The sequence below is a fragment of the Candidatus Methylomirabilota bacterium genome, assembly GCA_036002485.1.
Classification (GTDB): Bacteria; Methylomirabilota; Methylomirabilia; order Rokubacteriales; family CSP1-6; genus AR37.
Genome location: DASYTI010000106.1, coordinates 1 through 24,111, shown reverse-complemented (window position 1 = coordinate 24,111; position 24,111 = coordinate 1). Strand labels below are relative to the sequence as shown.

The window sequence follows — 24,111 nt, the reverse complement described above, 5'->3', positions numbered from 1 at the left end:
GGCTCGTGCGCTTCCCGCCGCTCCTGGTCATCGCGTTCATCCTGACCACCGGCATGCCTGCGGGCGCCCAGACGGGCCGTCAGGTCAAGGTCGTCCTCGAGTTCCAGCAGCAGAGCCAGGCCTCGCGCCAGGGCGCGCAGGGGCAGGGCGGCATCGTCATCGAGGACGGCAAGAAGCCGCGGGCCCGCGGCGGTCTCGCCGTCGACGACACGACGACTCGCACCACGCGGACCAATGGCGTGTTCACCGTCGTCCAGGACGGCGGCACGGCGAGCATGATGGTGGCGAGCGAGGTGCCCTACACCGCGATCTCGTGGTTCCGGGACTACGCGACCGGGCAGGGATACATCGCGCAGGGGACGGCCTGGCAGCGCGTGGGGACGACCCTCGTGGTCAATCCGACCATTCTTCCCAAGGGCCAGATCCGGGTGCGCCTCGTCCCCCAGGTCAGCTACTTCACCCCGGACGGCGGCGGCAGCATCGAGTTCAACGAGGCGGTGACCGACGTCATCGTGCCCAATGGCCGCGCCATGCGCGTGGGCGGCGCCACGCGCGGGATCAATCAGGTCACCCGCCAGATCCTCGGCTACAGCCAGCAGCAGTCGGCCAGCGAGTCGAGCTTCATCCTGACGGCCACCATCCTGGATTGACGGGGGAGTCTTCGGAGAGTTGCCCGGATCATGGTAGAAGCATGGTTGACATAATGCCTCTTATCAGACATAGCAGGAAGGGTGCAATATCTTCGGGTTAGCTTCCTGAGACTACGGTTTGATTGGGGACTGAAGCATGGCCACGCGCGCTCGCATCTCCTCGGCGCGTCGACCATCAGGCAGCTCTTTCAGGATCTTCTGATAGGTCTCGACCGCCGCGGCGCGCTTGCCACCTAGCTCCTGGACCCGGGCCATGTCCGACATGGCTTCTTCGTAGAGGAAGTCCTTGGGGCCGGCGCCCTTGATGGTTTCGGAGTAGCTCTTCTCGGCCGCTTCATAGTTCTTTTCCGCTTCGAAGGTGAAGCCGATGCCCAAGGAAGCCAGGCTGACCAGGCTCGTCGAGCGCGCCCGGGCTTTGGCGATCTGGAAGGCCGCGCGAGCCTGAGGGTATTGCCCGGCGGCGAACCGGAGATTGCCAAGCTGATACGCAGCCTGGGCTCCCGAGCTCAGCCTCGGGAAGTCCGCGACGACCTCCTCGAGGGCTTTCTGGGCGCGCCCCTCGGCGCCAGGCGCCGCGTTGGGGGCCTGCGCCTGGGCCAGGAGCAGCCGAGCCTGGGCCAGCGCCACGGCCCCGTGAGACTCCGCGCGCGTGCTCCAGAGCATCCAGCCACCCCAGCCGAGACCGACGAGGGCGAGGGCCAGGAGCGCCAGGCCCGCCCAGCGGCCCCAGCGGGATGCCTGGAGGGCGGCCAGGAGCTCGCTCACCTTGGCTCCTCCGGGGAGCCGAGGCCTCGTCCATCGCTCGGGCGGCTGTGCTGCGCACGCTCGAGCCAGATCTCGCCCTTGACGGAGGCGCCCTCGGCCGCCGAGAAGCTGCCCGCCTTGAGGGTGCCCGTCAGCACGCCGGTGGGAAGGATGTCGAGGCGCGTGGTGGCCGAGAGATTGCCGCGAACCTTGCCCGCGATGACGATGGAGGCGGCGTTGACATTGGCGTCCACCTCGGAGCTCTCGGCCACCACCACGCGTCCGGAGACGTCGATCTCGCCCTCGAAGCGTCCGTAAACGTGGAAGTCACCTTCCCCCGTGATCTCGCCGCGAAGGGAGAGGCCGCTGCCCAGGACCGCGCGCCCGGGATCGGAGGGATCGCTCAGGCCCGCCGAGATGACCGCGCGCGGCGCCGAGTCCTCCGGGGCGCCACTCAATCCGAGAAAGCGGAGGATGCCGCCCATCGGCCCGCGGTCACTCGCCATGCGACATCGTGGTCAGCACACGGTCAGTCTAGACGGCCCGCACCGCGATCTCAAGCATGCTTTCGGTGCCGTGCTCCGCCTCGCCTCGCCGCGAGACGGCGGACGGGCGCGTAGCGGAAGCATGAGGTGAGGTGATCGTTGACGAGCCCGACCGCCTGCATGAAGGCATAGCAGGTCGTGGGGCCGACGAAGGTGAAGCCGCGCCGCTTGAGATCGCGCGACAGCGCCTGGGAGAGCGGCGTCTGGGCCGGCACCTGGCCGGGTGAGCGCCGGCGGTTGTCGAGCGGCCGGCCGCCGACGAAATCCCAGAGATACGCGGCGAAGCTGCCGTGCTCGCGCTGGACGGCAAGAACGGCCCGCGCGTTGCCGATCGCGCTCTCGATCTTGCCACGGTGCCGGATGATGCCGGGGTCACGCAGCAGGCGGCCGATCACGGCCGGCCTGAAGCGGGCCACCCGCGCGACATCGAAGCGCGCGAAGGCGTGCCGGTACCCCGCGCGTCTGGCCAGGATGGTCGACCAGCTGAGTCCGGCCTGGGCGCCCTCGAGGACGAGGAGCTCGAAGAGCCGGCGGTCGTCACGCACCGGGACGCCCCATTCGAGGTCGTGATACGCAGTGGTCGTTCGAGCCGAGACGGTGCCGACGAGCCGCAGGCGAGGAGACCGGCGAGGCGAGGGCTGAGTGGTGTCGGGCTCGCCGCGGGCCCAATGGCACCGGCGGGGCATGCGCGCTAGCGGCAGTCGGTGTAGACGGAGGAGCCGATCGCGTAGCTGGAGCAGCGCATGGGCGGGGCGGGCATGGCGGGAAGCGCCCGTGAGGCCTCGGGGCGCCTCGTTCCCATGACGATGGGAGCGGCGACGGGCGCGCACTCGACATGCGTGTCGGTGCCCGTCTTCGAGCTGGTGCAGTGGATGGCCGGTGAGGTGGCGGGACCCGCCGCGCGCTGACATTCGGTCTGCGTGTTGGTGCCGACCGCATAGCTCGAGCAGCGGGTCGACGGCTCGCTGGCTCTCTCGGGCTGCGCCCAGGCCGCGACGGAGCCGAGGAGCAGGGCCATCGAGAGCGCGAGCGCGGGGACGCGGACCCCTCTCATGGAGTGGGCTCGTCGGGCAGGCGCTGGCTCTTGGACCTCGCTCCTCCGCCCCGCCCGCTGCGCTCGCGGCTCGTGAGCTGCCAGACCATGAGCCCCACGACCAACACAACGAGGATCCAGCCGGCCAGGTCGGAGTTCCAGATGAACCAACCCACGAGACTGAGCACCGCGAGGAGCCAAAGCAGTGCGATGTAGCGCGACGCGAAGCTCTTCATGCTCCCCTCATCTTCTCAGCCCTCGGCTCGTCGGCACCGTCTCGGCTCGAAGATCAACTCAGCCCTCGACCCATACTCGTCACGTAGTTCCGGCAAGTTACGTCTGTGATACGACCCAAATCCCGACGGGGGTAGGATACCACACACTGCTTTCGACTCACCGCGTGCGACCAGCTCGGGCGAGGGTTCTTCGGAGCGCGGACTCGTCCCGCCCGGAAAGCGCGTGAGCGCTCCCCCGGGCGGGACGGGGGCGTGACACTCGATCAGCGGAGGCGAGCGCCTCCTTTACTTCTTGGCGGCGAGCCCCAGGCGCTGCTCCAGCACTTGCCGGACTTCCTTGGCCGTCTCCCGCCACAAGCTCTTGTCGGGGGCCGTGTCATACGTGCCCTGGACCTGCTTGCGGAATTCCGCCATGGCCGCGTCCTGCTTCTCCTTGTTGTCGGCCGGCGCGGCATCAAGCGTAGCGGCGCGGATGGCGAACGAGCGCTGAGTGGCGGCGCCGGCCCGCTCGATCCATCGTCCGACCTCGTTCCAGTCCTTGTCGAAGAAGACCACGATGGGAATGGAGCGGTAGCCGTTGTTCAGGAAGCACTCGGTCAGGTCGGGGTGCTGGTCGCGCAGGAGCACGCGCATCTCGGCCCCCGGCATGGCCTCGACGATGCGCGCGATCATCGGGGAGTTGCGATGGACGTCGCCGCACCAGTTCTCGGCCATCATGAGCACGTACTTGACCTGGCCAATGCCGGAAAAGAACTTGCGCTCGTCATCGGTGAGGCCGGCCTTGGAGTAGTTCTCTTCCGTGCGGGGCTTGGTGTCGCCCATCTGGGCCAGGTAGTCCTTCCAGCTCAGGCCCGTGTTGAAGCGCTTCTCGTCCAGGGGAATTCTCAGCTGCGCCATGTCGTGGTCTCCTCCTGTGGGATCTAGTTGGTGATGCCGCGCCGGGCGAGCTCGCCCTCGAGGTCCAGCTCCCTGGTCCCAATCGAGGTGCCGCCGGGCACTGTCCAGAAAATCTCGAACTCCAGCCCGTCCGGGTCCTTGGCGTAGAGCGACAGGCTCACCCCGTGGTTCGAGGCGCCGACGAGGGCGCCCGCCTCGAGGAGCCGGTCTCGCGCGCGCACGAGGTCGGTGATCTCGCCGACCTCCCAGGCGGAATGGTACATGCGGGCCACGCGCTCATCGGGTCCGGGCACGCCCGGGTGCTCGAAGAGGCCCAGGTGATGGTCGTCGGGACTGCCGGGGATCCTCAGAAAGGCCGCGCGCGGGGACTGCGTCTTCACCTCGAAGCCGAGGAGGTCGCGATAGAAGCGCACGCTGCGCTCGACGTTCGACACCCACAAGACCAGATGCTGCAGACGCTTCAGCCCGATGCCCGTGGTGGCCGTGGTCATGTCGGATACTCCACGCTGACGGTGATGGCCGCGCACGCGATGATGGTATCGGCACCCGTCACGCGCAGGCCGCCGCTCACGGGGCGGACGGTCACCTCACCGTGCGGAAGCTCGCGCTGGACGACGTCGATCTTGACCGAGCCGGGGTCGGGAACGCCGACCGTCACGTCCACGAGCATCTTGCCCCCCCGCTCGCGGACATCCTGGAAGAAGGGCAGGCTCGAGTGGCGGATGGCGTCCGACACGGCGCGGCAGGCCGCCTTGGTCGAGTCGTTGCCATGGACATCCACGCCCATGCCGAACTCGAGTACATATCTGCTTGCGCTCACGACCCACCTCCGATAGCGTCGTCCGCGGGAAAGCCCGGCGGCTCACGCATCGTTCACCATGAACTCACGGCTGTCAAGCGCCCGTGACGAGGAGCGTGCATGCGCATCCATAACCTGTACACGGATACGAGCGGGCAGTCGCATTTCCGGGATATCGACGTCGAGTGGGCCGAAGAGACGCGCGGGGGCAAGCTCTCCAAGCGTCTCCCCGCCACCGGGATCATCTTCCGGCAGGTGCCGCCCACCTATGATCTGGACTGGCATCCCGCGCCCCGCCGCCAGTACATCATCAACCTCGACGCCGGGGTCCAGATCACGGCCAGCGATGGCGAGAGCCGCGTCATCGGGGCCGGCGAGGTGATCCTGGTCGAGGACACCACGGGCAAGGGCCACCTTTCGAAGGCCATCGACGGGAAGCTGCGTCACTGTATCTTCGTGCCCGTGGAATAGGCTCGCGTCACGAACGCGCCGAGGGAAGCTTGGCGAGGTGGGGCATGACCTCTTCTGTGAAGAGATCGATGGAGGCGGTGGCCTCCGCCTCGCTCATGTTGCCGAACATGAGCCGGCAGACGAAGTAGGTGCATGTGCTCTCGGCGATCTGCTTCTCGACCTCCTCCCTGACGCGGGCCGGCGTGCCCGCGAAGGCGATGCCGCGCTGGCGGGCCTCGTCGAAATCCCGAGCGAAGCGGATCGGCGTGGCTCCGAAATCGCGCCAGAGCTTGGTCAGGTTCGCGTACCACACGGCATAGTTCGACCGGGCCAGGGCTTCCGCCTGGGCATCGGTGCGGCCCACCACGATGTGCCGCGAGATGCCGAGCTTCGGCATGGGCGCTCCCCCGTGCTTGCGCTCCCACACTTCGACGTAGCGATCGAAGAGAGACTTCGTCACCTCCGAGGGGCCATTGCTGATCACGTGCACCTTGTTGGTGGCCGCCCACTCCGCCCCCGCCGCGTGGCCGAGGCCATACCAGAGAGGGGGATGCGGCTGCTGAACGGGGCGGAGGATCATGGGCACTTTGCGGTAGGTGTAGCGCGCCCCCCGGTGGTCCAGCACGTCGCTCGTGAGACCCTGGAGGATGACCTCGAGCGCCTCCCGGTAGATCTCCTCCGTCTCGAGGTGATGCAGGTTGAAGTAGGCCATCTCGTAGGGCACGATCCCCCGCCCCACCCCGAAGTCGAAGCGCCCGCGCGAGAGCTGATCGAGCATGCAGACCTCTTCGATGAGGCGCAGCGGATCATAGAGGGGCAGGCAGTACACGCACGGGCCGAGACGAATGCGGCGGGTCCGTTGGGTGGCCGCGGCGAGGAAGATTCCGGGCACGGGAGCCAGCCCGAGCGGTGTCGCGTGATGCTCGGCCAGATGGTACGAGTAGAAGCCGGCGGCATCGTATCGCTCGAGCAGGCGAAGCCGGCTCTCGTAGAACTCGTCGAGGGGCGCCTCCCGCCGGTCCAGATGATCGAAGATCCCGAGCTCCATCGTCCCTCCCTGACCGGGCCCGGGCTCCGAGGCCCCGATTCCTGGTCGATTGCCGGTCCGCACAGAAGGTTATACTGCTGGACGCGAGCCTTGGCCATGGCCACTTCCGGGCGACCCAGCGGCGAGGCGCATCTCATCGGCAGCGTACCGCTGGCCGATGCCGAGGCGGTGCTCCGGACCGTGGCGGCCGCCCTCGGGCCCTTTCTGCCGCGGATACCGGACGGAGAGACGGGGGAGCGCCGGCGATGGATCTTCTTTCAAAGCATCATGCTCAAGAACCATCCGGCCATGGAGATCGACCCCACCGTTCCTCTCTTCGCGCTCAGACAGTGGGACGGCAAGCTCTTGCGCGAGATGCCCCTCCTCCGCTTTCGCGCGGACATCGATCCCGACGGGGTGGCCTTCGAGACCGGCTATGCGCAGGCCGCGCGCGCCTCCTACGATGTGTTCCGGCGGCTGCAGGGCGAAGGGGCAATTCCCGCGGGCACGCGCTTCCAGGTCTGTCTCCCCACGCCCATGGCCAGCGGCTACATGTACGTGAGCCCGAAAGCGCGCGAAGCCTATCTGCCGACCTATGAGCGCGCGCTCAGACACGCGCTCGCGGAGATCGTGGCGTCGATTCCCGCCGGGCAGCTCGCCATCCAGTGGGATGTCTGCCAGGAGGTGCTGGTCTACGAGGGATTCTTCGCCGAGCGGCCGGGGGACTACAAGCGGCAGATCGTGGCCGAGCTCGCGCGGCTCGGCGATGCGGTCCCCTCCACCGTCGAGATGGGCTATCACCTCTGCTATGGCTCGCCCGCGGACGAGCATCTGGTGATGCCGCGCGACATGGCCGTCATGGTGGAGATGGCTAATGGAGTGCGCCAGGCTCTGGCCCGGGGCATCGACTTCCTCCACATGCCCGTGCCCCGGCACCGTGCGGATGCCGCCTATTTCCGCCCGCTCGGGGAGCTCGACGGCTTCGGGGAGAGCGCGCTCTACCTCGGCCTCATACACCACGACGACCGCGCGGGTGACGGGGCGCGCATCAAGGTCGCGCGCGATGTCGTCGACGTCTTCGGGGTGGCCTCGGAATGCGGCTGGGGACGGACGGATCCCCAGCGCGTGCCGGGCCTGCTCGACAGTCACCGGGCCGCAGTCCAACACATGACGGGGGTGAAACCGTGAAGATCCTGTTCTTCGACGACTTCAAGCTGGGCGTGCTCAAGGCCGATGCCGTGGTGGACGTCTCGGACGCGGTGAAATCGATTCCCCACAATGCGCCGCACGAGCTCATGAGCGGCCTCCTCGCTCGGTTCGCCGAGTATCGGCGACCGCTGGAAGAAGCGGCCGCCCGCGGCAAGGGGATCCCCGTGGCTCAGCTGCGCATCAGGCCGCCCGTGCCCAAGCCCTACAACATCGTGGCCATGGCCGTGAACTACATGGAGGACGGGACCCGGTCCGAGCCGGCCCCTATCAACGCGTTCCACAAGTCGCCTCACGCCGTGATCGGCGATGGCGACACCATGGTCCTCCCCGATGTCCCCGCCACCATCTTCGAGGGCGAGGCGGAGATGGCGCTCGTCATCGGCAAGCACGCCTCGCGGGTGCCCGCCGCGGAGGCCATGAGCTATGTCTTCGGCTATCTCAACTTCATCGACGGATCGGCGCGGGGGCTGCTCCCCCCCGGGAATACCTTCTACCAGATGAAGTCACGCGACACGTTTGCCCCCATGGGGCCGTATCTGGTCACGGCCGACGAGGTGCCCGACCCCCACAAGCTTCAGATTCGCCTCTGGGTGAACGGCACCCTCAAGCAGAACTTCAATACAAGCGACATGGCGCACAAGATCCCGCGATGCATCGAGTGGGTCAGCTCCATTCATCCCCTCGAGCCGGGTGATGTGGTTGCCACGGGCACCAACCATCGCGGGCTCAGCGCCTTTCAGGACGGCGATCGCATCGAGCTGGAGACGGAAGGGCTGGGGCGGCTGCGCCTCAACGTGCGCGACGACTTGAAGCGTACCTGGGCCAGGGAAACCCGGCTGGACCGTCAGGAGAAGAAGCTCGAAGGGACAACGCCCCAGCTCACGGGCAAGCACGCGCCCCCGAAGTCCTAACCGGGACTATTCGCGAGACAACGCCACCCTGATCTACTCAGCCCTCGCCTCAGGGCTGCGCCCTTCAGCTCGAACTGCGGCCCTCTCCCTCGGAGAGGGAGAGGGATTCATTTTGATCCCTCGCCCCCGAAGGGGGCGAGGGCAGGGTGAGGGGAGGCCGGGATGCGGTACGCGCGCTCGTGAATAGTTCGGGCGAGCCGGGGGCGGCGCCGAGCTCAGGTCTGCCCTGTCCACGAGGCGTTGGCGGCCTCGCGCCACCTGGCGCGGATGGCCTCGAACTCCTTGGCGGGCAGGGTGCCCGCGTCGAGCAGGGCGGCGTTGTGCGGCCAGCGCTCTGGCTTTGTCGTGCCCACGATGGCCGTGTGGACGCCCGCCACGGCGATGGTGAAGCGGAGCGCGGTGGACGCGACGGCGTCCGGCCCTTTCTTGAGGAAGGGAAAATCGAGGGCCCGCAGGCGGGACCAGTAGGCCTGGTAGTAGGGCTCGGCGGGCTTTCGAGGGTACCGCCAGGCGGCATTGGCCAGGGGCCGCTTGGCGATGACTCCCATTTCTCGCGCTCGGGCCAGAGGCAGCGTGAGGTCGAGGGCCTCCTGGTCCGCGATGCTCACCGAGGTCTGGAGCGTGTCGAAGCGGCCGCACTCGATCGCGTAGCGCGCCGCCTCGCCGTCTCCGCTATAGCCGATATACCGTGTCCAGCCCCGATCTCGCGCCTGCTCGAGCGCCGTGATGACGTCTCCCTTGCGAAGCTCTGCCACCGAACAGCTGTGGAGCTGGATCAGGTCGAGGTGGTCGGTGGCCAGGCGCTTGAGGCTCCGCTCGATGCTGGCCAGGAGCGCGGCGGGCCGCCAGTCTCCCCCACCCCCGCCGCGGCCATGGCCGCACTTGGTGAAGAGGTAGAACTCCCGGCGCCGCCCGGCGACGGCCCCACCGATGAGCTCCTCGCTGTTCTCGTAGCACTCCGCGGTGTCGACCACGTTGAGCCCGGCGTCGAGGGCGCCGTCCAGGAGCCGGGCCACGGTTTGGCGGCTCACGCGCTGATAGCCGATCTCCGAGCCCCCGAATCCCAGGACGCTCGCCATCATGTCGGTGCGGCCGAGCCGGCGTCTTTCCATGCCTCCGTCCCGTGCTAGAATTCGCGTCCGTCGATCACTCTTTCGCCAGGTGAGGCTACCATGAAGATCACGCACGTCACCACGCGGGTGCTGAGCACGCCGGCCGACAACCCGCTCGTGGTCGGTCTGCCCGCGCCCACCGATACGCGCGAGTTCGTCCTCCTCGAGCTCGGCACCGACCAGGGCCTCACGGGAATCGGCCTGACCTTCTTCGGCGCCGCCCTCACGCCCGCCCTCAGGGTCGCGGTGGACACGCTCGCCCGGCTGCTCGTGGGCGACGATCCGAGCCGGGGGGAAGCCATCGCGGCCAAGCTCCGCCGCGCGGCGAGCGGCTCGGGCCCGGGGGGCATCTTCGCTCTGGCCCTCTCGGCCATCGACATGGCGTGCTGGGATCTCAAGGGCAAGGCCGTGGGCCAGTCCGTCTGCGCGCTGCTGGGCGGGCTGCGCGAGCGCGTGCCGACCTATGCCAGCGGCGCCCTCTTGCGCGCGCATCCCGTCGACTACCTGGCCAAGGCGGGGCCGCGTCTCGTGGACATGGGCTTCCGCCAGATGAAGATGCAGTGCGGGAGCGAGCCCACGGTGGCCGCCTCCGTCGAGCGCGTCGCCGTCATGCGCGAGGCCATCGGCCCCGACGTCGATCTCATGTGCGACATCAACCAGCTCTGGAGCGTGAACCAGGCCATCGAGGTGGGGAATCGCATCGCGGACTATCACCTCTTCTGGCTGGAAGACCCCACGGCCCACGACGACTTCCCCGGCCTCGCCCGCATCGCCGATGCCCTCACCGCTCCCATCGCCGCGGGCGAATACCACTACGGCATCGTGCCGTTCCGCCACATGCTGGAAGCGCGCTCCATCGACATCGTGATGATCGATCTCCTGCGCGTGGGTGGCATCACGCAGTGGATGAAGGTCGCCGGCATGGCGGAGGCGTTCAATCTGCCCGTGGTCAGCCATCTCATCCCGGAGATCCACGTCCAGCTGGTGGCGGCCATCCCCAACGGCCTCACCGTCGAGTACATGCCGTGGACGCTCCGGCTGTACGAGGAGCCGCCCGCGCTCGAAGCCGGGCATCTGGTCGTCCCCGAAAAGCCCGGCCTGGGCCTCGCCTTCGATCAGGCGGCCATCAAGCGTTACCAGGTCGGCTGATCCTGTCCTGGATGGTGAAAGGCGGATACGCTCTTCGGCCATTTCCGCGATCATCAAATCCTGATAATTTCGGGGATTCCTGATAGTCTTGGCGGGTCGGACGACACAACGACAGACACCCATATCGGAGGAGCCGAGCGAGATGAAAGACTTCAAGATCTGGATGAACGGCAAGCTCGTCACGCAGGCGGAGGCCGTTCTGCCCGTCAACAGCGCGGCCGTCTTCTACGCGAGCAATGTCTTCGAGGGCATCCGGGCCTACTGGAACGAGGCCGAGGGCGAGCTCTACTGCTTCCGGCTGGCCGAGCACTTCGCGCGCTTCCGTGAGTCCATGAAGATGATGCGCTTCACCGTTCCCTACCAGGACCTCGATCTCTACGATGCCGTGCGCGACATGCTCCGCGGCAACGAGGTGCGCGAGGACGTCCACATGCATCTGGTCGCCTACGTGGCCGGGGCCGGGCTCGACGCGACCTCCCCCACGGGTCTCTACATCAATCCGCGCCGCCGGCCCCGGGTGGAGGGCGGCAACGGGCTCAAGGCCTGCATCAGCTCCTGGCAGCGCACGCATGACAACGCCATCCCCATCCGGCTCAAGTGCGGCGCCAACTACCAGAACGGGCGGCTCGCCACGCTGCAGGCCAAGGCCGACGGCTACGACTCGCCCATCTTCCTGAACCAGCGGGGCACGGTGGCCGAGGGCACGGGCGCGACCTTCTTCATGGTCCGCCGGGGCAGGCTCGTGACGCCGCCCGTGACCAGCGACATCCTCGAGTCCATCACGCGGACGACGCTGATCGAGTCGCTCGGCCCCAGCCTCGGCATGGACGTCGTCGAGCGGGAGATCGCCCGCACCGAGCTCTACGTGGCGGACGAGGCCTTCTTCTGCGGCAGCGGCTATGAGATCACGCCCATCGTGTCCATCGACCGCTTCCCCGTGGGCGATGGCGGCGTCGGTCGCATCACGCAGCAACTCTCCACCGCCTACCTGAACGTGGTGCGCGGGATAGATCAGCGCTTCCCCGAGTGGCGCACGCCGGTGTACAAGCCCGTCACCGTGTGATCCGGCCCGAGAAGGACGGTATGCGCGGCTCGCTGCGGCATCTCGTCCTCCTCGCCGGCCTCCTCCTCGCGGGTGCTCCGTCGAGCGCGCAGGCGCAAGTGGCCGCGCAGGCCTATGCCCTTCCCGCGGGCGGCGGCTTTCCGCACGATGTGGCGGTCGGCACGGACGGCATCGTCTGGTACACGGCCCAGCGTGACGGCAAGCTGGGCCGCCTCGATCCCGCCACGGGCAAGGTCGAGCTCATCCGTCTCGGCACCGGCGCCGCCCCGCACGGCGTCATCGTCGGCCCGGACGGCGCGCCCTGGGTCACCGAAGGCGGCACCAATTCCATAGTCCGTGTCGATCCCCAGACCCGCGAGGTCAAGCACTGGCCGCTCCCCGAGGCGCGCGGCTACGTCAACCTCAACACGCTCACCTTCGACAGGCGCGGCCGCGTCTGGTTCACCGGCCAGAACGGCATCTACGGCCGGCTGGATCCCAAGACGGGAGAGATGAAGGTATGGGACGCCCCGCGCGGCCGCGGACCCTATGGCATCGCGACGACACCGGACGGCGTCGTCTACTATGCCTCCCTCGCGGGCAGCCACATCGCCCGCGTCGATCTCGACACCGGCGCCGCCACCATCATCGAGCCCCCGACCAAAGGCCAGGGCGCGCGGCGAGTGTGGTCGGACTCGAAGGGCCGGATCTGGGTCGCCGAGTGGAACAGCGGCAACGTCAGCGCCTTCGATCCGCGCTCGAACAGCTGGAAGACCTGGAAGCTTCCCGGCGAAAAGCCGCGGACCTATGCCGTCTATGTCGACGAGCGTGACATGGTGTGGCTGAGCGACTGGGGCGCCAATGCCATGGTCCGCTTCGACCCCGCCACGGAGAAGTTCGAGGTCTTTCCGAGCGACCGCCCGGGCGCCAATGTGCGCCAGATCCTCGGCCGACCGGGTGAGGTGTGGGCACCCGAGTCCGGGACCGACCGGCTCGTGGTCTATCGCGTGAAGTGAGCCGATCCGCGGGGCCGCTGCGCCTCGCGGGCGCCCTCCCCTTCCCGTTCGGCGAGTAGCGCGTCGCGCGCTACACGAAGCGCATCAGCATGGCCAAGCCGAGGGCGATGCGGTACCAGCCGAAGGGCGTGAAGCTATGCGTCTGGACCCACCGCAAGAGCCAGCGCACCACGAGAAACGCGGTGATGGCCGAGACGAGGGTGCCGAGGGCGAGAAGGCCCCAGTCGGTGGCCACGGGACCCGGATGCCGGAGGGCGTGCAGGGTTTCATAGGCGCCCGCGGCCAGCAGCGTGGGGACGGCGAGCAGGAAGGAGAATTCCGTCGACGCCCGGCGGCTCAGGCCCAGGGCCATGGCGATCAAGATGGTGGCCGCGGAGCGGGATGTGCCGGGGAAGACGGCGGCCAGGAGCTGAGCCAGCCCCACCACGACCGCCATCGTCCAGGTGACGTCCGAGCTCAGTCGCTTGCCGCGGAGCGCCCACTCGATCACCAGAATCACCAGGCCGCCGATCAAGGTCGCCCAGGCGATGGGGGTGACCTCCTTGGGCAGCGTGAAGCCCAGCTTCTTGACGATGAGCCCGCCCACCCCCGTGATGACGAAGGCGACCACGAGCTGCAGCAGGTACTCTCGCGTGGCGGGGTCGCCGAGCCTCGACAAGAGCTCGCGGATGCGGCCGGAGAATGCGGCGAGCACCGCGAGGGCCGCCCCGGACTGGATGGTGATGTTGAAGAGATCCGACTGCTGGGGCAGCCAGTGCGCGTTCTCCACGAGCAGCAGATGGCCCGTGGAGGAGATGGGAAGGAACTCGGTGATGCCCTCGATGACGCCCAGGATGGTGACAGCGAGCCCGGCAGGCAAGCGCTTACGTACCTGAGCGGCCCGGAGCTTCCGGTTCGGGCGGGGGAGCCGCCGCCAGTCTCCGGAGGTGCTCCTCGGCGTCGGTGATGGGGGAGGGACCGCGCGTCATGGTCCTGGCCACGTCGAGCATCGGGTAGCCATTGCGGGCCTCGTCCTGGAATCGCCGCGCGAATGCTCCGCTTCGGATGTCTTCCAGGACGGTTCGGAAGCTCTTCGCCATGGCCTCCCGGTCCATCTCGAGGGTACGGGTCAACCCGCCGAAGAGGGCCGTCGGCCCGTGATCCTCCGAGGAGCGGAGGAAGCCCGATTCCCGAAACGACTTGAAGACCACTTCCATCTCGCCCGACATGTACATCTCCATGACCAGCGCTTCGGGCGGGATTCCCGCCTCACGGCCCACGTCGAAGGCGATCATGATGGCCATGCCGAGGAGGGACCCCACGGTCTGCTCCACGAAGAGGTCGAGCGACGCCTCGACCGCCGCGCTCATCTCGACGGCGCCGGCGCGCAGCACGCCCAGCCCTTCCGCCAGCCCCAGCATCCGCTGCTGCGCACGCCCGCTGCGGTCCGCTTCCACGCCGACGCAGGCCCAGAAGCCCTGTCCCGCCAGGTACCGCGTGCGGGCGGAGACCCCCGCCATCCGAGGCGCGACGAGGAGCACGTCGACCGTTTCTGGTGGGTGTATGAGCCCGAAGGCCAGACTGTAGCCCGAGCCAAAGGCGATGGCGCTGCCGGGCCGGAGGGCGGGCGCGATCTCGCGGGGGAAGACGTCCGGGATGACCTCATCGGGGAGCAGCACGAAAACGATATCGTCCGAGGCCGCGGTGGCGATGGGCACGACCTCGAATCCCTCGGCGCGCGCCTGGGCCGGGTACTCGTCCTCGCGGTTGCCCACCCGGACCTTGATGCCGGAGTCCCGGAGGTTCAGGGCGGCGCTGCGCCCCAGATTCCCGTAGCCGAGCACGGCCACGGCCTCGCCCGCGAGCGACCGCTCGGGCGCGTCCGCCGCGCCGTACACCTTCACGGGCCTCTCTCCTGCGTTCTCCACTAGACGCGATTCCGCTGCAGCGCCGCCTTGATGACCTCCTCGGCCGACGGCGTCCCGGCCGCGTCCTTGTACTTGGCCAGGCGCTCATAGATCTCGCCGGCGGCACGGAAGAAGCCGCCGGGAAGATCCGCGGCCTCGAGGGTCGCCGCGATCTCCGCCATCTCACCGGTGAATCGCCAGGCCTTGCGTGCGTTGTCGCGAGCGGCGCTCTCGGAGCGAGCGGCCACCCCCGGCTGGCTCCGCCCCCATTCGGCGAGCAGCGCCTGATCCACGCCAGCCTGCATGGCCAGGGCGCGGATGGCGATGAGCAGAGCCGAGGTGCCCTTCGTATAGGAGGCATACGCCATCTTGAGCGCGGAGGCGGCGCCGGGACCGCCATCGATGGCGATCGCCTCGAGCGGTCCTTGCTCGAACAGGCGCGCGATCGTGCCGGCCTGGCTACCCGAGAGGTACAGTCGTGTCGTACCGGGTTTGCGGGGCGGCGGTCCGATGATGCCGCCGTCCACGAAGGTGGCGCCGCCCTTCTCCACGATGCGGCCGATCTCCCGGCCGGTCTGGGGCGAGACGGCATTGCCGTCCACGTAGATGCCCGAGAAGCCCTGAGCGGCGACCTCACGAGCCAGATCGACCGCCGCGTGCGGCGGGCATACCGAGAGGATGACCTGGCTGGCCGCCACCAGCGGCGCGAGCGCGTTGACGTCCTCGAGCCCAGCAGTGGCGGCCCGCTCGCGGGTCTGGGCGCTACGTCCCTCGGAGGCCCAGAGTACGCGGAGACCATTCGCGCGTGCCGAGGCGCCGACCATGCCCCCCATGTCCCCTGGATGCAGAAGGCCTAGCGTCGAGCTTGCCATTGTCCGCCTCTCTCTCGGAAAGTCCGGCTATCTCTCGGTTCGCTGATCCATGCTTCACGGGGTCGAGCCCGGCAAGGAATTGTACGCGGTCGCGAGCCGAAATGCAGGCCATTTGGATGATCGACCCCGGCATTCTGCTGAGCACGAATTGCCCAACTCGCTCAGGGGAGCTTTTTCCTCAAGCGCCAGATCTCCTCGGACGGCCATCGACGTGCCCACTCGTGCGTCACGTATTTGTGTCTCGAGGTGTCGCCGTCGGGCGCCTGGATCTCCACGAGGTCCAGGATCTCGAGGCCATTGGCGCGAAAGAGCCGGATCCACTCGCCGATGGGCAGGGTGAATTCCACCGACTGGTCGTCGGACCACTCCAGACGATGCAGCCCGAAGTAGTCGCGGACAAGACGGTCCGCGGCGGGATCCTCGCTATCGGGAGCGCACAGATTGAAGAGGGTGCCATTCTTGAGAAAGATCAGATGGCCCCCGGGCCTGAGGAGCCTGACCGCCTCCGGGATCCAGCGGTAGGGATCGCACCATATGCTGGCGCCGTACTCGGAGAGGGCGAGATCGAAGCTCGCGTCTGGCAACGGGACCTGCTCGGCATTGCCATGCAGGAGCGGGAAGCTGAGGCCGTGCTCCCGCTGGAGGGCCGCGGCCGTCTCGAGCTGCTTGGTGGAGTTGTCGATGCCGACGACCCGGGCGCCCCGTCGGGCGAGCCAGGCCGACCAGTAGGCGGTGCCGCAGCCAAGCTCTATGACGTCCTTGCCGTCGACCTCCGGCACGACGCGAAGTTCACGCTCCGGCACCCCCCAGATGCCCCAGGTGGGCTCGTCGCGCGCCCAGGCGCGGCGGCCGTACGCCGCATACTCCACGCTGAGCCGGTCCCAGTGATCCCGGTTTCGCCGGACGTGCTCCGGCAGATTGTCCTCGCTCATGGCGCGGCGACCCTCCCCTACACCGTGACGGGCTCGACGAGCTGGGCGCCTTCATTGTCGGGCGAGGAGACCAGCGTGGACACGGGATAGACCTCCAGCCGGTCTGCCGGCAGGGGCCGCAGGCACGACAAGACGTGACCCGGGTCGGTCACGCTCGCGTCGAGCCATCGGGTCTCGTCGTCCTGCTCCAGGATGACGGGCATCCGATCATGAATCTGGGCCAGCAACTCGTTTGGCGTGGTCGTGATGATGGCGCAGGTCGGCGGCGCGCCGGTCTGTGGATCGGACGGCGTCCAGAGGCCGGCGAAGCCGAAGAGCCCGCCGCCCTTGAGCCGGACGTAGAAGGGCTGCTTCCGCTTCTGACCCGGCACCGGCTTCCACTCGTAAAAGCCGGCGGCGGGGACCAGACAGCGGCCGCGCCTGACGGCCGCCTCGAACATGCCGCTGGTTGCCACGGTCTCCGCCTTGGCGTTGATCGGCGCGAGCTTGCTGGTCTTCATCCAGCCCGGGTGAAAGCCCCATCGAGCCATCACGAGCCGTCGTTCGCCATGGTGGGCGACGACAATGGGCACGGGCTGCGAGGGCGCGACGTTGTAGCGGGACACCACATCCTCGCCGCCGACCTCCTCGACGGTGATGCCGAACCGGAGGGCCAGCTCATCGAAGGCCGCGGTCTGCGTGTAGCGCCCGCACATGAGGTCAGTCTACCTGATCGCGTCTCTCCCGGCTCGCCCGCTCACCCCTCCAGCTCGGAGATCATGGCATTGGCCCGGCGCAGCCGACGGCTCAGCTCGCTCCCGAGATTGGTCAAGAGCTGGATCGCGATGGCCTGGTGGTCCCGGACGAGCGCGCGAAACGCGTCCTCCGAGAGGACATAGCAGACCACTTCCTCGTCGGCCGTGACGGAAGCCGAGCGCGGCTGCTGGTCGAGAAGGGCCACTTCCCCGAACACGGTGCCCGCGGTGAACGACGCGACCCGGCGCTGCCGGCCCTGGCCCGGGAGCTCGACCTTCACGCTGGCCACGCCTCGCGCCATGAGGAAGAGGTCTCGATCGCGGCTGCCTTCCTGGATGAGGGTCTCGTCCTTGTCGTAGGTGCGACGCAGGAGCACGGCCCGCACGACCGCGCACTCCGCCTCGGTCAAGCCGTCGAAGACGCTCAGCCGGTCCACGGGCATCTCGCCGTGCAGGGCGATGCCGGGAGCATGGGCCAGGATGAGCCGGTCTTCGGCGAATTCGAGGGCGGCATCCGTATCGACGAACGACCCATGGTGTCCCAGGGCGCCCGTCACGCCGAGGTCTCGCAGGACGTTGGACACGAGGTGATTGTCATGGGTGTGGCTGAGGAGGAGACACCCGCCCCGCTGCTTCAGGCGGTCGTTGATGTGGAGGAGAATGCGCGCCCCCGTGCTGTCCAGCTCGTTGACCCGCTTGAAGTCGAGCACCACGAAGCCCCCGCCTCCCCGCGCGGGCTCTTCGGCCCGGGTGGCCAGATCCTCGGCCGTCCCGAAGAAGATGGGTCCCTCCAGCTCGAAGACCACGATCTGCCGCCCGTGCGCCGCGAGAAGCTCCATCAACTTCGGATCCCGGGATTTCCGCGACCGCACCACGTCCCCGTGATACATCCGCCGGACCACCGACTTGCTCATCCGGACGAGGAAGAACATGACGGCGAGCGCCACCCCCATGCCCACGCCGACCACGGGATCGAAGACGAGGATGGTGGTGGCCACCAGGATGACCACGAGAAGGTCCAGGACCATCCCGCGCCGGTGGAGGAGCTGCCGGCCCAGTACTCGGGTGAGGAGCTGAAAGCTCGATCGGTCGAAGAGCTGGATCCCCACGACCACCAACATGCCGGCCACCACGACGCGCGGCAGGACGGCGATGGCCGGGCTGAGCAAGAGCACGGCGAGCAAGATCACCGCAGCGGCGATTACCGCGGCGAGCCGCGTCCGACCGCCCGAGCGAAAGTTGGCGAAGCTCGCGCCCAGATTCACGCCGCTGGGGATTCCTCCGAAGCAGGCCGCGGTCACATTGCCCAGCCCGATCCGCACGAGCTCCCGGGGTCCGCTCGATCGCTCTCCCGTCACTCCGTCCATGACCCGAGCGCAGAGCAAGACGTCCAGCGACGACACCACGGCCAGCCCAAACGCTCCGACGGCCAGGGTGAGCAGGATGGGCCAGATCCCCGGCTCGGCCGGGAGACTGGCGAAGCCGGCAAGATAGCGGGGCACCGGCAGGGCCGACGGCAGAGGCCCGATGACGGGGCCGAGGAGGGCCTGATAGCCCGCCGCCGCGAGCGCGTAGTACGCGGCCGTTCCGATGAAGAGCCCGAGAAGGGTTGACGGAATGCGTTTCGCGAGCCGCGGGCCGTACCACATGCCCACGCACGTGAGGACGCCGACCGCGAGGGTCAGCGGCTGCACGGCGGCCAAATTCGACGCGATCGCGCTCAGGGGTATGTGTCGGCGAAATCCAAGCAGCGTGTCCACCTGGGAGAGCAGGATGAGAACGGCCGCCGCGTTCTGGAATCCCGACATGACTGGTGAAGGAATGTAGCGGATGAGGCGTCCGAGGCGGACGGCGCCGAAGAGGGCCTGGAACAGCCCCGCCGTGAAGACCACGAAGAAGACCAGGGTGAGGGTCCGCCCGACATCGCCACGAGCCGCGATGGCGGCAGGACCATGCGCTACCCCCTCGAGGACCACGGTAGCCATCACGAGCGTCACCACACTCCTGGGCGTGTACATGAGGCCCGCCGAGCCGCCGAGCAGGGCACAGGCGAGCAGGACGACGATGGCGCTCATGAGCCCGGCGACGATCCCGTACGAGAGGTACCCCTCGCCCAGGGGCTGAAGGGCGAGGAGACCATAGCCCATGCTCACCGGGATAGTGAGCACTCCGGCGGTGATGCCCCCGGATATGTCGCCCTTGAGGTGGGACCGTCCGATCGTGGCGCCCGCGGCCACGGTGTCTGTGGGCATACGAGCGGCTATCTTAGTCGAACCGGATCGAGGCTGTCGTCCGCAGCTTGATCGGCAAGGAGAAGCTTCCGCGGCACGATCCTGAACACCGAGGACGGCACGTATGAGGCGGAACCCCTCGGGAGGCACTGTCGGAGAACTGAACATCCCCGGTAGCCGAACATTTCACGGGCGTCGTATGTAGCGAACTTTCCACAGCTCTGCCGGCTGGCATGACGCGTGCTCTTCCCGCTCCGGGGGAGTATCTCCGTCAATGATAGAGACACCCGTGCGAAACACCCTGTTCGTGTCGGCCCTCGTCCTGGGGCTGGTGGCCGCTTTCCCGACGGTGTCCCCTGGGGGGTCCACGTTTGTCAACGTGGGTGGTATCGATTACTTCGGAAACCAAAGCTCGACGAGCCCCGGCTCGAAGATCCGCGAGAGATCCCAGCCGGTCAATACAGGCTCCGCGAGCCCCGAATACGGCAACAGGCTCATCGACAGAGCCCAGACGGGCTCCACGAAGTCCGCCGACAAGGCCGCGACGGGCAGCGGGGGTTCGGGTGAATACGGCAAACCGGAACAGGGGGGCGAGTACGGGAGACCGACCAGCCCATTCTGCTCCACCACGAACATCACGATCGGCGAATTCCACCAGACTACCCTGCACTGCCCTGGCGGCACGATTCGCTGAGACCATGTTGCCGCCAACGCTGCGATCGTCTTCTCGCTCACCTTCTTCTCTGGCCTCGCGATGATCTGCTCTGCCCTGTCGCGGGGGCTTGTGGTCGCGCTGGGGCTCGGCCTGCTCTGGGCTCCACCCGCCTTGGCGGCGTCCCCCGCATCCCCGACCGCAGCCTTGCGGACCTTCTTCGAGCGAGCCAATGCCATCATGCGGACGATGGATCCGACGCGCGGGCTGGAAGAGCCGCGCCAGGCCATCCGCGAGCTGGTCAATGACGTGATCGAGTTCCGGGCCGCCGCCGCCCTCGCCCTGGGCCCCGCCTGGAATCTGAAGCGGCCGGAGGATCAGGACGAGTTCGTCGGGCTCTTCGCCAGTGTGCTGGAGAAGGGCTTCGTCGCGGCCATCGTGACCAATGCCAGCGTGTCCGGCGGGGTGAGGCTCGAATACCTGGGCGAGTCCGTCGCCGATGACTCGGCCAGCGTCGCCACCACGCTCCTGAGCCGGAACGGGAACCAGCTTCCCGTCGACTATCGGCTGGTGTGGCGCGGCGGGCGCTGGAAGGTGCAAGACATCATCATCGACGGCGTCAGCCTGATCGCGAACTACCGCGCCCAGTTCAACCGCATCCTGCGCGACTACTCGTTCACGGAGCTGATCGCGAAGATGCGGGGCGAGGCGCTCGAGGCGCGCCCGCCTGCCGTCGCGGCGCTGGCCGTACCGGAGACGCAGCCGGTGCGGAGCGACGCGCCGGACGTACGCCCCCCTGCCGTGGCGGTGATCGTGCCCGCGCCGCCGAAGCCCCGGACCAAGCCCCTTGACGTGTCCCGGCCGGCTGGCGAGGTGATCGTGCCGGAGGTGGACCGGAGGCGGGGCGATTGGCTTGAAGGCCCCCGCCCTGCTGTCGCGGCAATCCTGTCCGCGGCGGTGCCGGATGGGCCGAGCCCGAGCTGGGTCATGGGACGAGACGGGTTGGATGCCGAGCAGGAGATGGAGGTTCCGGCGACCCAGACGGTCAGGCAGGGCCACGACTAGCTTCACCTGATCTGTCTCTCGGCGTTCCGCCCTCCGCAACACTCTCGCCGCAGCTCCACCGGCTTTGCTAGACTCGCCGCCATGCGTGCATACCAGGCGGTCGCATGAGCGAAGAAGCCCTCCGGAAGATCGCGCTGCAGGTACGAAACTGGGGCCGGTGGGGGCCGGACGACGAGCTCGGCACCCTGAACCACATCACGCCGGAGCGCATCGCCGCGGCCTGCCGGCTCGCGACGACCGGCAAGGTCTTCGCGCTCGGGATCCCCCTCGAGCGCAACGGGCCTCAGAGCGGCACGCGGCAGCGCTTCAATCCCATCCACACCATGTTCCGCGATGGCGGCGATGCGCCCAAGACCCCCGCCGAGGTGAAGGCCATGGAGGGCTACGGCGGCTCGGACGACTGGATCGTCATGCCCCTCCAGTGCGTCACGCAGTGGGACAGCCTCGCCCATATCTTCTTCGAGGGGAAGATGTACAACGGCTACGACGCCGCCCTGGTCACGAGCAGCGGGGCCGCCAAGAACAGCATCGACAAGACCAAGAGCAAGCTGGCCGGGCGCGGCGTCCTCCTCGACGTCGCGCGACACAAAGGCGTGGGCGCGCTCGAGCCCGGCTACGCCATCACCATCGCCGATCTCGAGGCCACGGCTGCCGCCGCGCGCGTCGAGGTACTGCCCGGGGACATCCTGCTCGTCCGCACGGGCCACATGTCACGCTATCTCGACAAGAACGACTGGCGGTACTACGATCTCGATCCCTCCGCGGGCGTCTCCGTGCACACCGCCCCGTGGCTGCACGCCAAGCAGATCGCCGCCATCGGCTGCGACAACTACGCGGTCGAGGTCCGCCCCTCGGAGATCGCGGGCTTTCGCAATCCCTTCCACGTGGTGGCCATCCCGAACATGGGCCTGACCCTCGGCGAGATCTTCTTCCTCGAGGAGCTGGCCGCCGACTGCGCGGCCGACGGCCGCTATGCCTTCCTGCTCGTCGCGCCACCCCTGCCCGTCACGCGGGCCGTGGGGACCCCGATCAATCCTTATGTGTTGAAGTAGCCGAGGCGCTGGACCTCAAGGGGTGTCCTTGCCTACTGGGGTGGACGAGGTGATTAGAGGTGATCAAATGATGGACCGGCGCGCGTTCATGTGGGGGCTGGCCGGCGCCGCGGCGCCATGGTCGACGGCCGCCGCCGCTCAGCCACCCGCGAAGGCTCGCACCGTCGGGCTGTTGATGACCACGACGCCGGCGGCGGCGGCACATATCGCCGCAGCCTTTGTGGACGGGCTACGAGAGCTGGGTCACATCGAAGGCAAGAACGTCCGTGTCGAGTACCGCTGGGCCGAAGGCCAGCGCGAGCGTCTCGACGGGCTGGCCGCCGAGCTCGTGCGGCATCCGGTCGATGTGATCATCGCCTCCTCCCAGGCGGCGGCGCTTGCGGCCCAGCGGGCCACGAAGACGATCCCGATCGTGATGGTCAACGCTGTGGACCCGGTAGAGGCGGGCCTCGTCACCAGCTTGGCCCGGCCCGGGGGCAACGTCACCGGGCTCAGCACGTACCTCACCCCCGAAATCCTCGCCAAGCAGCTCCAGCTCCTCAAGGAGATGTTCGCCAAGGGCTCCCGGCCGCTGGTGGTGGCGCTTCGGAGCCCCACGACGACAGTGGATCTGCGTGCGTACGAGACAACCGGGAAGGCCCTCGAGCTACGCGTCCAGTTCATCGAGGTGCGCAACCGCGACGATCTTGGGCGGGCCTTCGCGGCCATGACCCGGGACCACGCCGATGCCGTGCTCGTGCCGGGAGACACCTTCTTGTTCACGGAGCGGCTGCGCGTCGTCGAACTGGCCCGCGAGCGGCGGCTGCCGGGCATGTACTCGCTCCGGGAGTACACGGAGGCGGGGGGCCTCATGTCCTACTCCGCGCGGCTGACCGAGCAGTTCCGCCATGCCGCCGTCTATGTCGACAAGATCCTCCGCGGCGCCCGTCCGGCCACCCTTCCCGTGGAGTCGCCCAGCCAGTACGAGCTGGTGATCAACCTCAAGACCGCCAAGGCCCTCGGCCTGACCATCCCGCAGTCGCTGCTGCAACGGGCGGACGAGGTGATCCAGTAGTGCATCGGCGGGCATTCCTCGGCGCGATGGCGGGCGGTCTCCTCGCCGCGCCGCTCGTTGTCGAGGCGCAGCCGGCGGGGAAGGTGTGGCGGATCGGTGTGCTCGAGACGGTGCCCCCAAGCCTCAACGCGGTCAATTTCGATGCCCTTCGAGAGGGACTGCAGGAATTCGGGTACGTCGAGGGGAAGAATTTGGCCATCGAATATCGATCGGCTGACGGTCGCCCCGAGCGATTCCCGGAACTGGCCAGTGAATTGGTTCGCCTCAACGTCGATCTGATCGTGACAAGAGGCACGCCGGCGGCCTTGGCGGCCAAGCATGCCACGGGAAGCATTCCCGTGGTCATGGCATCCAGCGGCGATCCGGTAACCTCGGGCGTGGTCGCCGGCCTCGCACGGCCGGGCGGCAATATCACGGGGATGAGCGCCGATGCGACGGAAATAGAGGGGAAACGGCTGGAACTGCTCAAGCAGATGCTGCCGAGAGCGTCACGAATCGCGGGGCTGTTCAATATGAGTAACCCGGTGGCCCATTCACAATGGAAGGAAACAGAGATAGGGGCACGAGCCCTCAGGCTTCACGTGCAGCTCTTTGACGTTCGAAAGCCTGAAGAGTTTTCGCGCGCCCTCGAGGCGGCGATACGGCAGCGCGCCGATGCGATGGTGGTGGGGCTGGACACCCTCTTTCAGGCCCATCGACAGGCACTCGTCGACGTTGTGACGAAGCATCGGCTGCCCGCGATCTATCAATCCAGGGAGTTCGTCGACATCGGGGGATTGATCGCATACGCGGTGAGCTATCCTCACATGTACA

The 24,111-nt window shown here is 67.9% G+C and carries 28 protein-coding genes; 11 read left to right on the top strand and 17 right to left on the bottom strand.

Annotated elements, in window-relative coordinates:
* Positions 1 to 5 precede the first annotated feature (5 nt).
* Positions 6 to 650, top strand: coding sequence for a hypothetical protein (locus tag VGT00_10445; GenBank protein HEV8531824.1), 645 nt, complete (start codon positions 6 to 8; stop codon positions 648 to 650).
* 111 nt (positions 651 to 761) lie between these two features.
* Here the strand turns inward: VGT00_10445 and VGT00_10440 are convergent, their stop codons facing one another.
* The 8 genes from VGT00_10440 to VGT00_10405 form a co-directional block, all read right to left on the bottom strand.
* On the bottom strand, positions 762 to 1,415 hold the full coding sequence (locus tag VGT00_10440) for a tetratricopeptide repeat protein (GenBank protein HEV8531823.1): 654 nt from the start codon (positions 1,413 to 1,415) through the stop codon (positions 762 to 764).
* A complete protein-coding gene (locus VGT00_10435) occupies positions 1,412 to 1,900 on the bottom strand; it encodes a polymer-forming cytoskeletal protein (GenBank protein HEV8531822.1) in 489 nt (162 codons plus the stop codon). The genes VGT00_10440 and VGT00_10435 overlap by 4 nt, the downstream gene beginning before the upstream one ends.
* Before the next feature lie 50 nt (positions 1,901 to 1,950).
* A complete protein-coding gene (locus VGT00_10430) occupies positions 1,951 to 2,553 on the bottom strand; it encodes a DNA-3-methyladenine glycosylase I (protein ID HEV8531821.1) in 603 nt (200 codons plus the stop codon).
* Positions 2,554 to 2,630: 77 nt separating this feature from the next.
* On the bottom strand, positions 2,631 to 2,993 hold the full coding sequence (locus VGT00_10425; protein HEV8531820.1) for a hypothetical protein: 363 nt from the start codon (positions 2,991 to 2,993) through the stop codon (positions 2,631 to 2,633).
* Complete coding sequence (locus VGT00_10420) at positions 2,990 to 3,208, bottom strand: hypothetical protein (GenBank protein HEV8531819.1); 219 nt, start codon at positions 3,206 to 3,208, stop codon at positions 2,990 to 2,992. Before VGT00_10420 ends, VGT00_10425 begins: the two co-directional genes overlap by 4 nt.
* 285 nt (positions 3,209 to 3,493) lie before the next feature.
* Entirely contained in the window at positions 3,494 to 4,105 is a 612-nt protein-coding gene (locus VGT00_10415) for a thioredoxin family protein (protein HEV8531818.1), read from the bottom strand.
* Positions 4,106 to 4,128: 23 nt separating this feature from the next.
* On the bottom strand, positions 4,129 to 4,596 hold the full coding sequence (locus VGT00_10410) for a VOC family protein (protein HEV8531817.1): 468 nt from the start codon (positions 4,594 to 4,596) through the stop codon (positions 4,129 to 4,131).
* Positions 4,593 to 4,925: a Lin0512 family protein gene (locus tag VGT00_10405; protein ID HEV8531816.1), complete on the bottom strand. Its 333-nt coding sequence runs from the start codon at positions 4,923 to 4,925 to the stop codon at positions 4,593 to 4,595. Before VGT00_10405 ends, VGT00_10410 begins: the two co-directional genes overlap by 4 nt.
* 99 nt (positions 4,926 to 5,024) lie before the next feature.
* Between VGT00_10405 and VGT00_10400 the strand changes: the two genes are divergently transcribed.
* Positions 5,025 to 5,375, top strand: a complete 351-nt coding sequence (locus VGT00_10400; GenBank protein HEV8531815.1) for a hypothetical protein — start codon at positions 5,025 to 5,027, stop codon at positions 5,373 to 5,375.
* A 7-nt stretch (positions 5,376 to 5,382) separates the two neighbouring features.
* Here VGT00_10400 and VGT00_10395 read toward each other — a convergent pair whose 3' ends face one another.
* On the bottom strand, positions 5,383 to 6,402 hold the full coding sequence (locus tag VGT00_10395) for an LLM class flavin-dependent oxidoreductase (GenBank protein ID HEV8531814.1): 1,020 nt from the start codon (positions 6,400 to 6,402) through the stop codon (positions 5,383 to 5,385).
* Between the two features lie 96 nt (positions 6,403 to 6,498).
* Here VGT00_10395 and VGT00_10390 point away from each other — a divergent pair, with 96 nt between their 5' ends.
* Positions 6,499 to 7,569, top strand: coding sequence for a hypothetical protein (locus VGT00_10390; GenBank protein HEV8531813.1), 1,071 nt, complete (start codon positions 6,499 to 6,501; stop codon positions 7,567 to 7,569).
* The gene (locus tag VGT00_10385; protein HEV8531812.1) at positions 7,566 to 8,501 is read left to right on the top strand and encodes a fumarylacetoacetate hydrolase family protein; all 936 of its coding nucleotides are present in this window, start codon (positions 7,566 to 7,568) and stop codon (positions 8,499 to 8,501) included. The genes VGT00_10390 and VGT00_10385 overlap by 4 nt, the downstream gene beginning before the upstream one ends.
* A 215-nt stretch (positions 8,502 to 8,716) precedes the next feature.
* On the opposite strand, the gene VGT00_10380 is transcribed toward VGT00_10385, so the two are convergent.
* Positions 8,717 to 9,613: an aldo/keto reductase gene (locus VGT00_10380; protein ID HEV8531811.1), complete on the bottom strand. Its 897-nt coding sequence runs from the start codon at positions 9,611 to 9,613 to the stop codon at positions 8,717 to 8,719.
* 60 nt (positions 9,614 to 9,673) lie between these two features.
* Between VGT00_10380 and VGT00_10375 the strand changes: the two genes are divergently transcribed.
* From VGT00_10375 to VGT00_10365, 3 genes are all read left to right on the top strand, one after another.
* Positions 9,674 to 10,762, top strand: a complete 1,089-nt coding sequence (locus VGT00_10375) for a mandelate racemase/muconate lactonizing enzyme family protein (protein HEV8531810.1) — start codon at positions 9,674 to 9,676, stop codon at positions 10,760 to 10,762.
* A gap of 142 nt (positions 10,763 to 10,904) precedes the next feature.
* Positions 10,905 to 11,825, top strand: a complete 921-nt coding sequence (gene ilvE / locus VGT00_10370) for a branched-chain-amino-acid transaminase (protein ID HEV8531809.1) — start codon at positions 10,905 to 10,907, stop codon at positions 11,823 to 11,825.
* Positions 11,826 to 11,845: 20 nt separating this feature from the next.
* Entirely contained in the window at positions 11,846 to 12,820 is a 975-nt protein-coding gene (locus tag VGT00_10365) for an SMP-30/gluconolactonase/LRE family protein (GenBank protein HEV8531808.1), read from the top strand.
* Between the two features lie 70 nt (positions 12,821 to 12,890).
* On the opposite strand, the gene VGT00_10360 is transcribed toward VGT00_10365, so the two are convergent.
* The 7 genes from VGT00_10360 to VGT00_10330 form a co-directional block, all read right to left on the bottom strand.
* Positions 12,891 to 13,679 carry an undecaprenyl-diphosphate phosphatase gene (locus VGT00_10360; GenBank protein ID HEV8531807.1) on the bottom strand — a complete coding sequence of 263 codons (789 nt, stop codon included), beginning with the start codon at positions 13,677 to 13,679 and terminating at the stop codon, positions 12,891 to 12,893.
* A 4-nt stretch (positions 13,680 to 13,683) separates the two neighbouring features.
* Entirely contained in the window at positions 13,684 to 14,703 is a 1,020-nt protein-coding gene (locus VGT00_10355) for an NAD(P)-binding domain-containing protein (protein ID HEV8531806.1), read from the bottom strand.
* A 23-nt stretch (positions 14,704 to 14,726) separates the two neighbouring features.
* Positions 14,727 to 15,578, bottom strand: a complete 852-nt coding sequence (locus VGT00_10350; protein HEV8531805.1) for a DUF1932 domain-containing protein — start codon at positions 15,576 to 15,578, stop codon at positions 14,727 to 14,729.
* Positions 15,579 to 15,739: 161 nt separating this feature from the next.
* Positions 15,740 to 16,510 carry a class I SAM-dependent methyltransferase gene (locus VGT00_10345; GenBank protein ID HEV8531804.1) on the bottom strand — a complete coding sequence of 257 codons (771 nt, stop codon included), beginning with the start codon at positions 16,508 to 16,510 and terminating at the stop codon, positions 15,740 to 15,742.
* A gap of 17 nt (positions 16,511 to 16,527) precedes the next feature.
* Positions 16,528 to 17,205 carry an SOS response-associated peptidase gene (locus VGT00_10340; protein HEV8531803.1) on the bottom strand — a complete coding sequence of 226 codons (678 nt, stop codon included), beginning with the start codon at positions 17,203 to 17,205 and terminating at the stop codon, positions 16,528 to 16,530.
* A 41-nt stretch (positions 17,206 to 17,246) separates the two neighbouring features.
* Positions 17,247 to 19,496 carry a SulP family inorganic anion transporter gene (locus tag VGT00_10335; GenBank protein HEV8531802.1) on the bottom strand — a complete coding sequence of 750 codons (2,250 nt, stop codon included), beginning with the start codon at positions 19,494 to 19,496 and terminating at the stop codon, positions 17,247 to 17,249.
* Positions 19,497 to 19,868: 372 nt separating this feature from the next.
* Positions 19,869 to 20,369: a hypothetical protein gene (locus tag VGT00_10330; GenBank protein ID HEV8531801.1), complete on the bottom strand. Its 501-nt coding sequence runs from the start codon at positions 20,367 to 20,369 to the stop codon at positions 19,869 to 19,871.
* A 7-nt stretch (positions 20,370 to 20,376) separates the two neighbouring features.
* Between VGT00_10330 and VGT00_10325 the strand changes: the two genes are divergently transcribed.
* From VGT00_10325 to VGT00_10310, 4 genes are all read left to right on the top strand, one after another.
* Positions 20,377 to 21,192, top strand: coding sequence for an ABC transporter substrate-binding protein (locus VGT00_10325; protein HEV8531800.1), 816 nt, complete (start codon positions 20,377 to 20,379; stop codon positions 21,190 to 21,192).
* Between the two features lie 104 nt (positions 21,193 to 21,296).
* Positions 21,297 to 22,244, top strand: a complete 948-nt coding sequence (locus tag VGT00_10320) for a cyclase family protein (protein HEV8531799.1) — start codon at positions 21,297 to 21,299, stop codon at positions 22,242 to 22,244.
* Positions 22,245 to 22,311: 67 nt separating this feature from the next.
* Complete coding sequence (locus tag VGT00_10315) at positions 22,312 to 23,298, top strand: ABC transporter substrate-binding protein (GenBank protein HEV8531798.1); 987 nt, start codon at positions 22,312 to 22,314, stop codon at positions 23,296 to 23,298.
* The coding region (locus VGT00_10310; protein ID HEV8531797.1) for an ABC transporter substrate-binding protein at positions 23,298 to 24,111 on the top strand (814 nt) is incomplete at its 3' end. The genes VGT00_10315 and VGT00_10310, both read left to right, overlap by 1 nt.

Bases quoted from the DNA above. Each gene is read 5' to 3' on its own strand.
- VGT00_10380 (HEV8531811.1), bottom strand. From the start codon at position 9,613: ATGGAAAGACGCCGGCTCGGCCGCACCGACATGATGGCGAGCGTCCTG.
- VGT00_10345 (HEV8531804.1), bottom strand. From the start codon at position 16,510: ATGAGCGAGGACAATCTGCCGGAGCACGTCCGGCGAAACCGGGATCAC.
- VGT00_10320 (HEV8531799.1), top strand. From the start codon at position 21,297: ATGAGCGAAGAAGCCCTCCGGAAGATCGCGCTGCAGGTACGAAACTGG.
- VGT00_10415 (HEV8531818.1), bottom strand. From the start codon at position 4,105: ATGGCGCAGCTGAGAATTCCCCTGGACGAGAAGCGCTTCAACACGGGC.
- VGT00_10330 (HEV8531801.1), bottom strand. From the start codon at position 20,369: ATGATGGCATTGGCTCGCTCGAAGAAGGTCCGCAAGGCTGCGGTCGGG.
- VGT00_10410 (HEV8531817.1), bottom strand. From the start codon at position 4,596: ATGACCACGGCCACCACGGGCATCGGGCTGAAGCGTCTGCAGCATCTG.
- VGT00_10350 (HEV8531805.1), bottom strand. From the start codon at position 15,578: ATGGCAAGCTCGACGCTAGGCCTTCTGCATCCAGGGGACATGGGGGGC.
- VGT00_10435 (HEV8531822.1), bottom strand. From the start codon at position 1,900: ATGGCGAGTGACCGCGGGCCGATGGGCGGCATCCTCCGCTTTCTCGGA.
- VGT00_10335 (HEV8531802.1), bottom strand. From the start codon at position 19,496: ATGCCCACAGACACCGTGGCCGCGGGCGCCACGATCGGACGGTCCCAC.
- VGT00_10390 (HEV8531813.1), top strand. From the start codon at position 6,499: ATGGCCACTTCCGGGCGACCCAGCGGCGAGGCGCATCTCATCGGCAGC.
- VGT00_10340 (HEV8531803.1), bottom strand. From the start codon at position 17,205: ATGTGCGGGCGCTACACGCAGACCGCGGCCTTCGATGAGCTGGCCCTC.
- VGT00_10365 (HEV8531808.1), top strand. From the start codon at position 11,846: ATGCGCGGCTCGCTGCGGCATCTCGTCCTCCTCGCCGGCCTCCTCCTC.
- ilvE (HEV8531809.1), top strand. From the start codon at position 10,905: ATGAAAGACTTCAAGATCTGGATGAACGGCAAGCTCGTCACGCAGGCG.
- VGT00_10395 (HEV8531814.1), bottom strand. From the start codon at position 6,402: ATGGAGCTCGGGATCTTCGATCATCTGGACCGGCGGGAGGCGCCCCTC.
- VGT00_10425 (HEV8531820.1), bottom strand. From the start codon at position 2,993: ATGAGAGGGGTCCGCGTCCCCGCGCTCGCGCTCTCGATGGCCCTGCTC.
- VGT00_10400 (HEV8531815.1), top strand. From the start codon at position 5,025: ATGCGCATCCATAACCTGTACACGGATACGAGCGGGCAGTCGCATTTC.
- VGT00_10325 (HEV8531800.1), top strand. From the start codon at position 20,377: ATGGATCCGACGCGCGGGCTGGAAGAGCCGCGCCAGGCCATCCGCGAG.
- VGT00_10375 (HEV8531810.1), top strand. From the start codon at position 9,674: ATGAAGATCACGCACGTCACCACGCGGGTGCTGAGCACGCCGGCCGAC.
- VGT00_10315 (HEV8531798.1), top strand. From the start codon at position 22,312: ATGATGGACCGGCGCGCGTTCATGTGGGGGCTGGCCGGCGCCGCGGCG.
- VGT00_10420 (HEV8531819.1), bottom strand. From the start codon at position 3,208: ATGAAGAGCTTCGCGTCGCGCTACATCGCACTGCTTTGGCTCCTCGCG.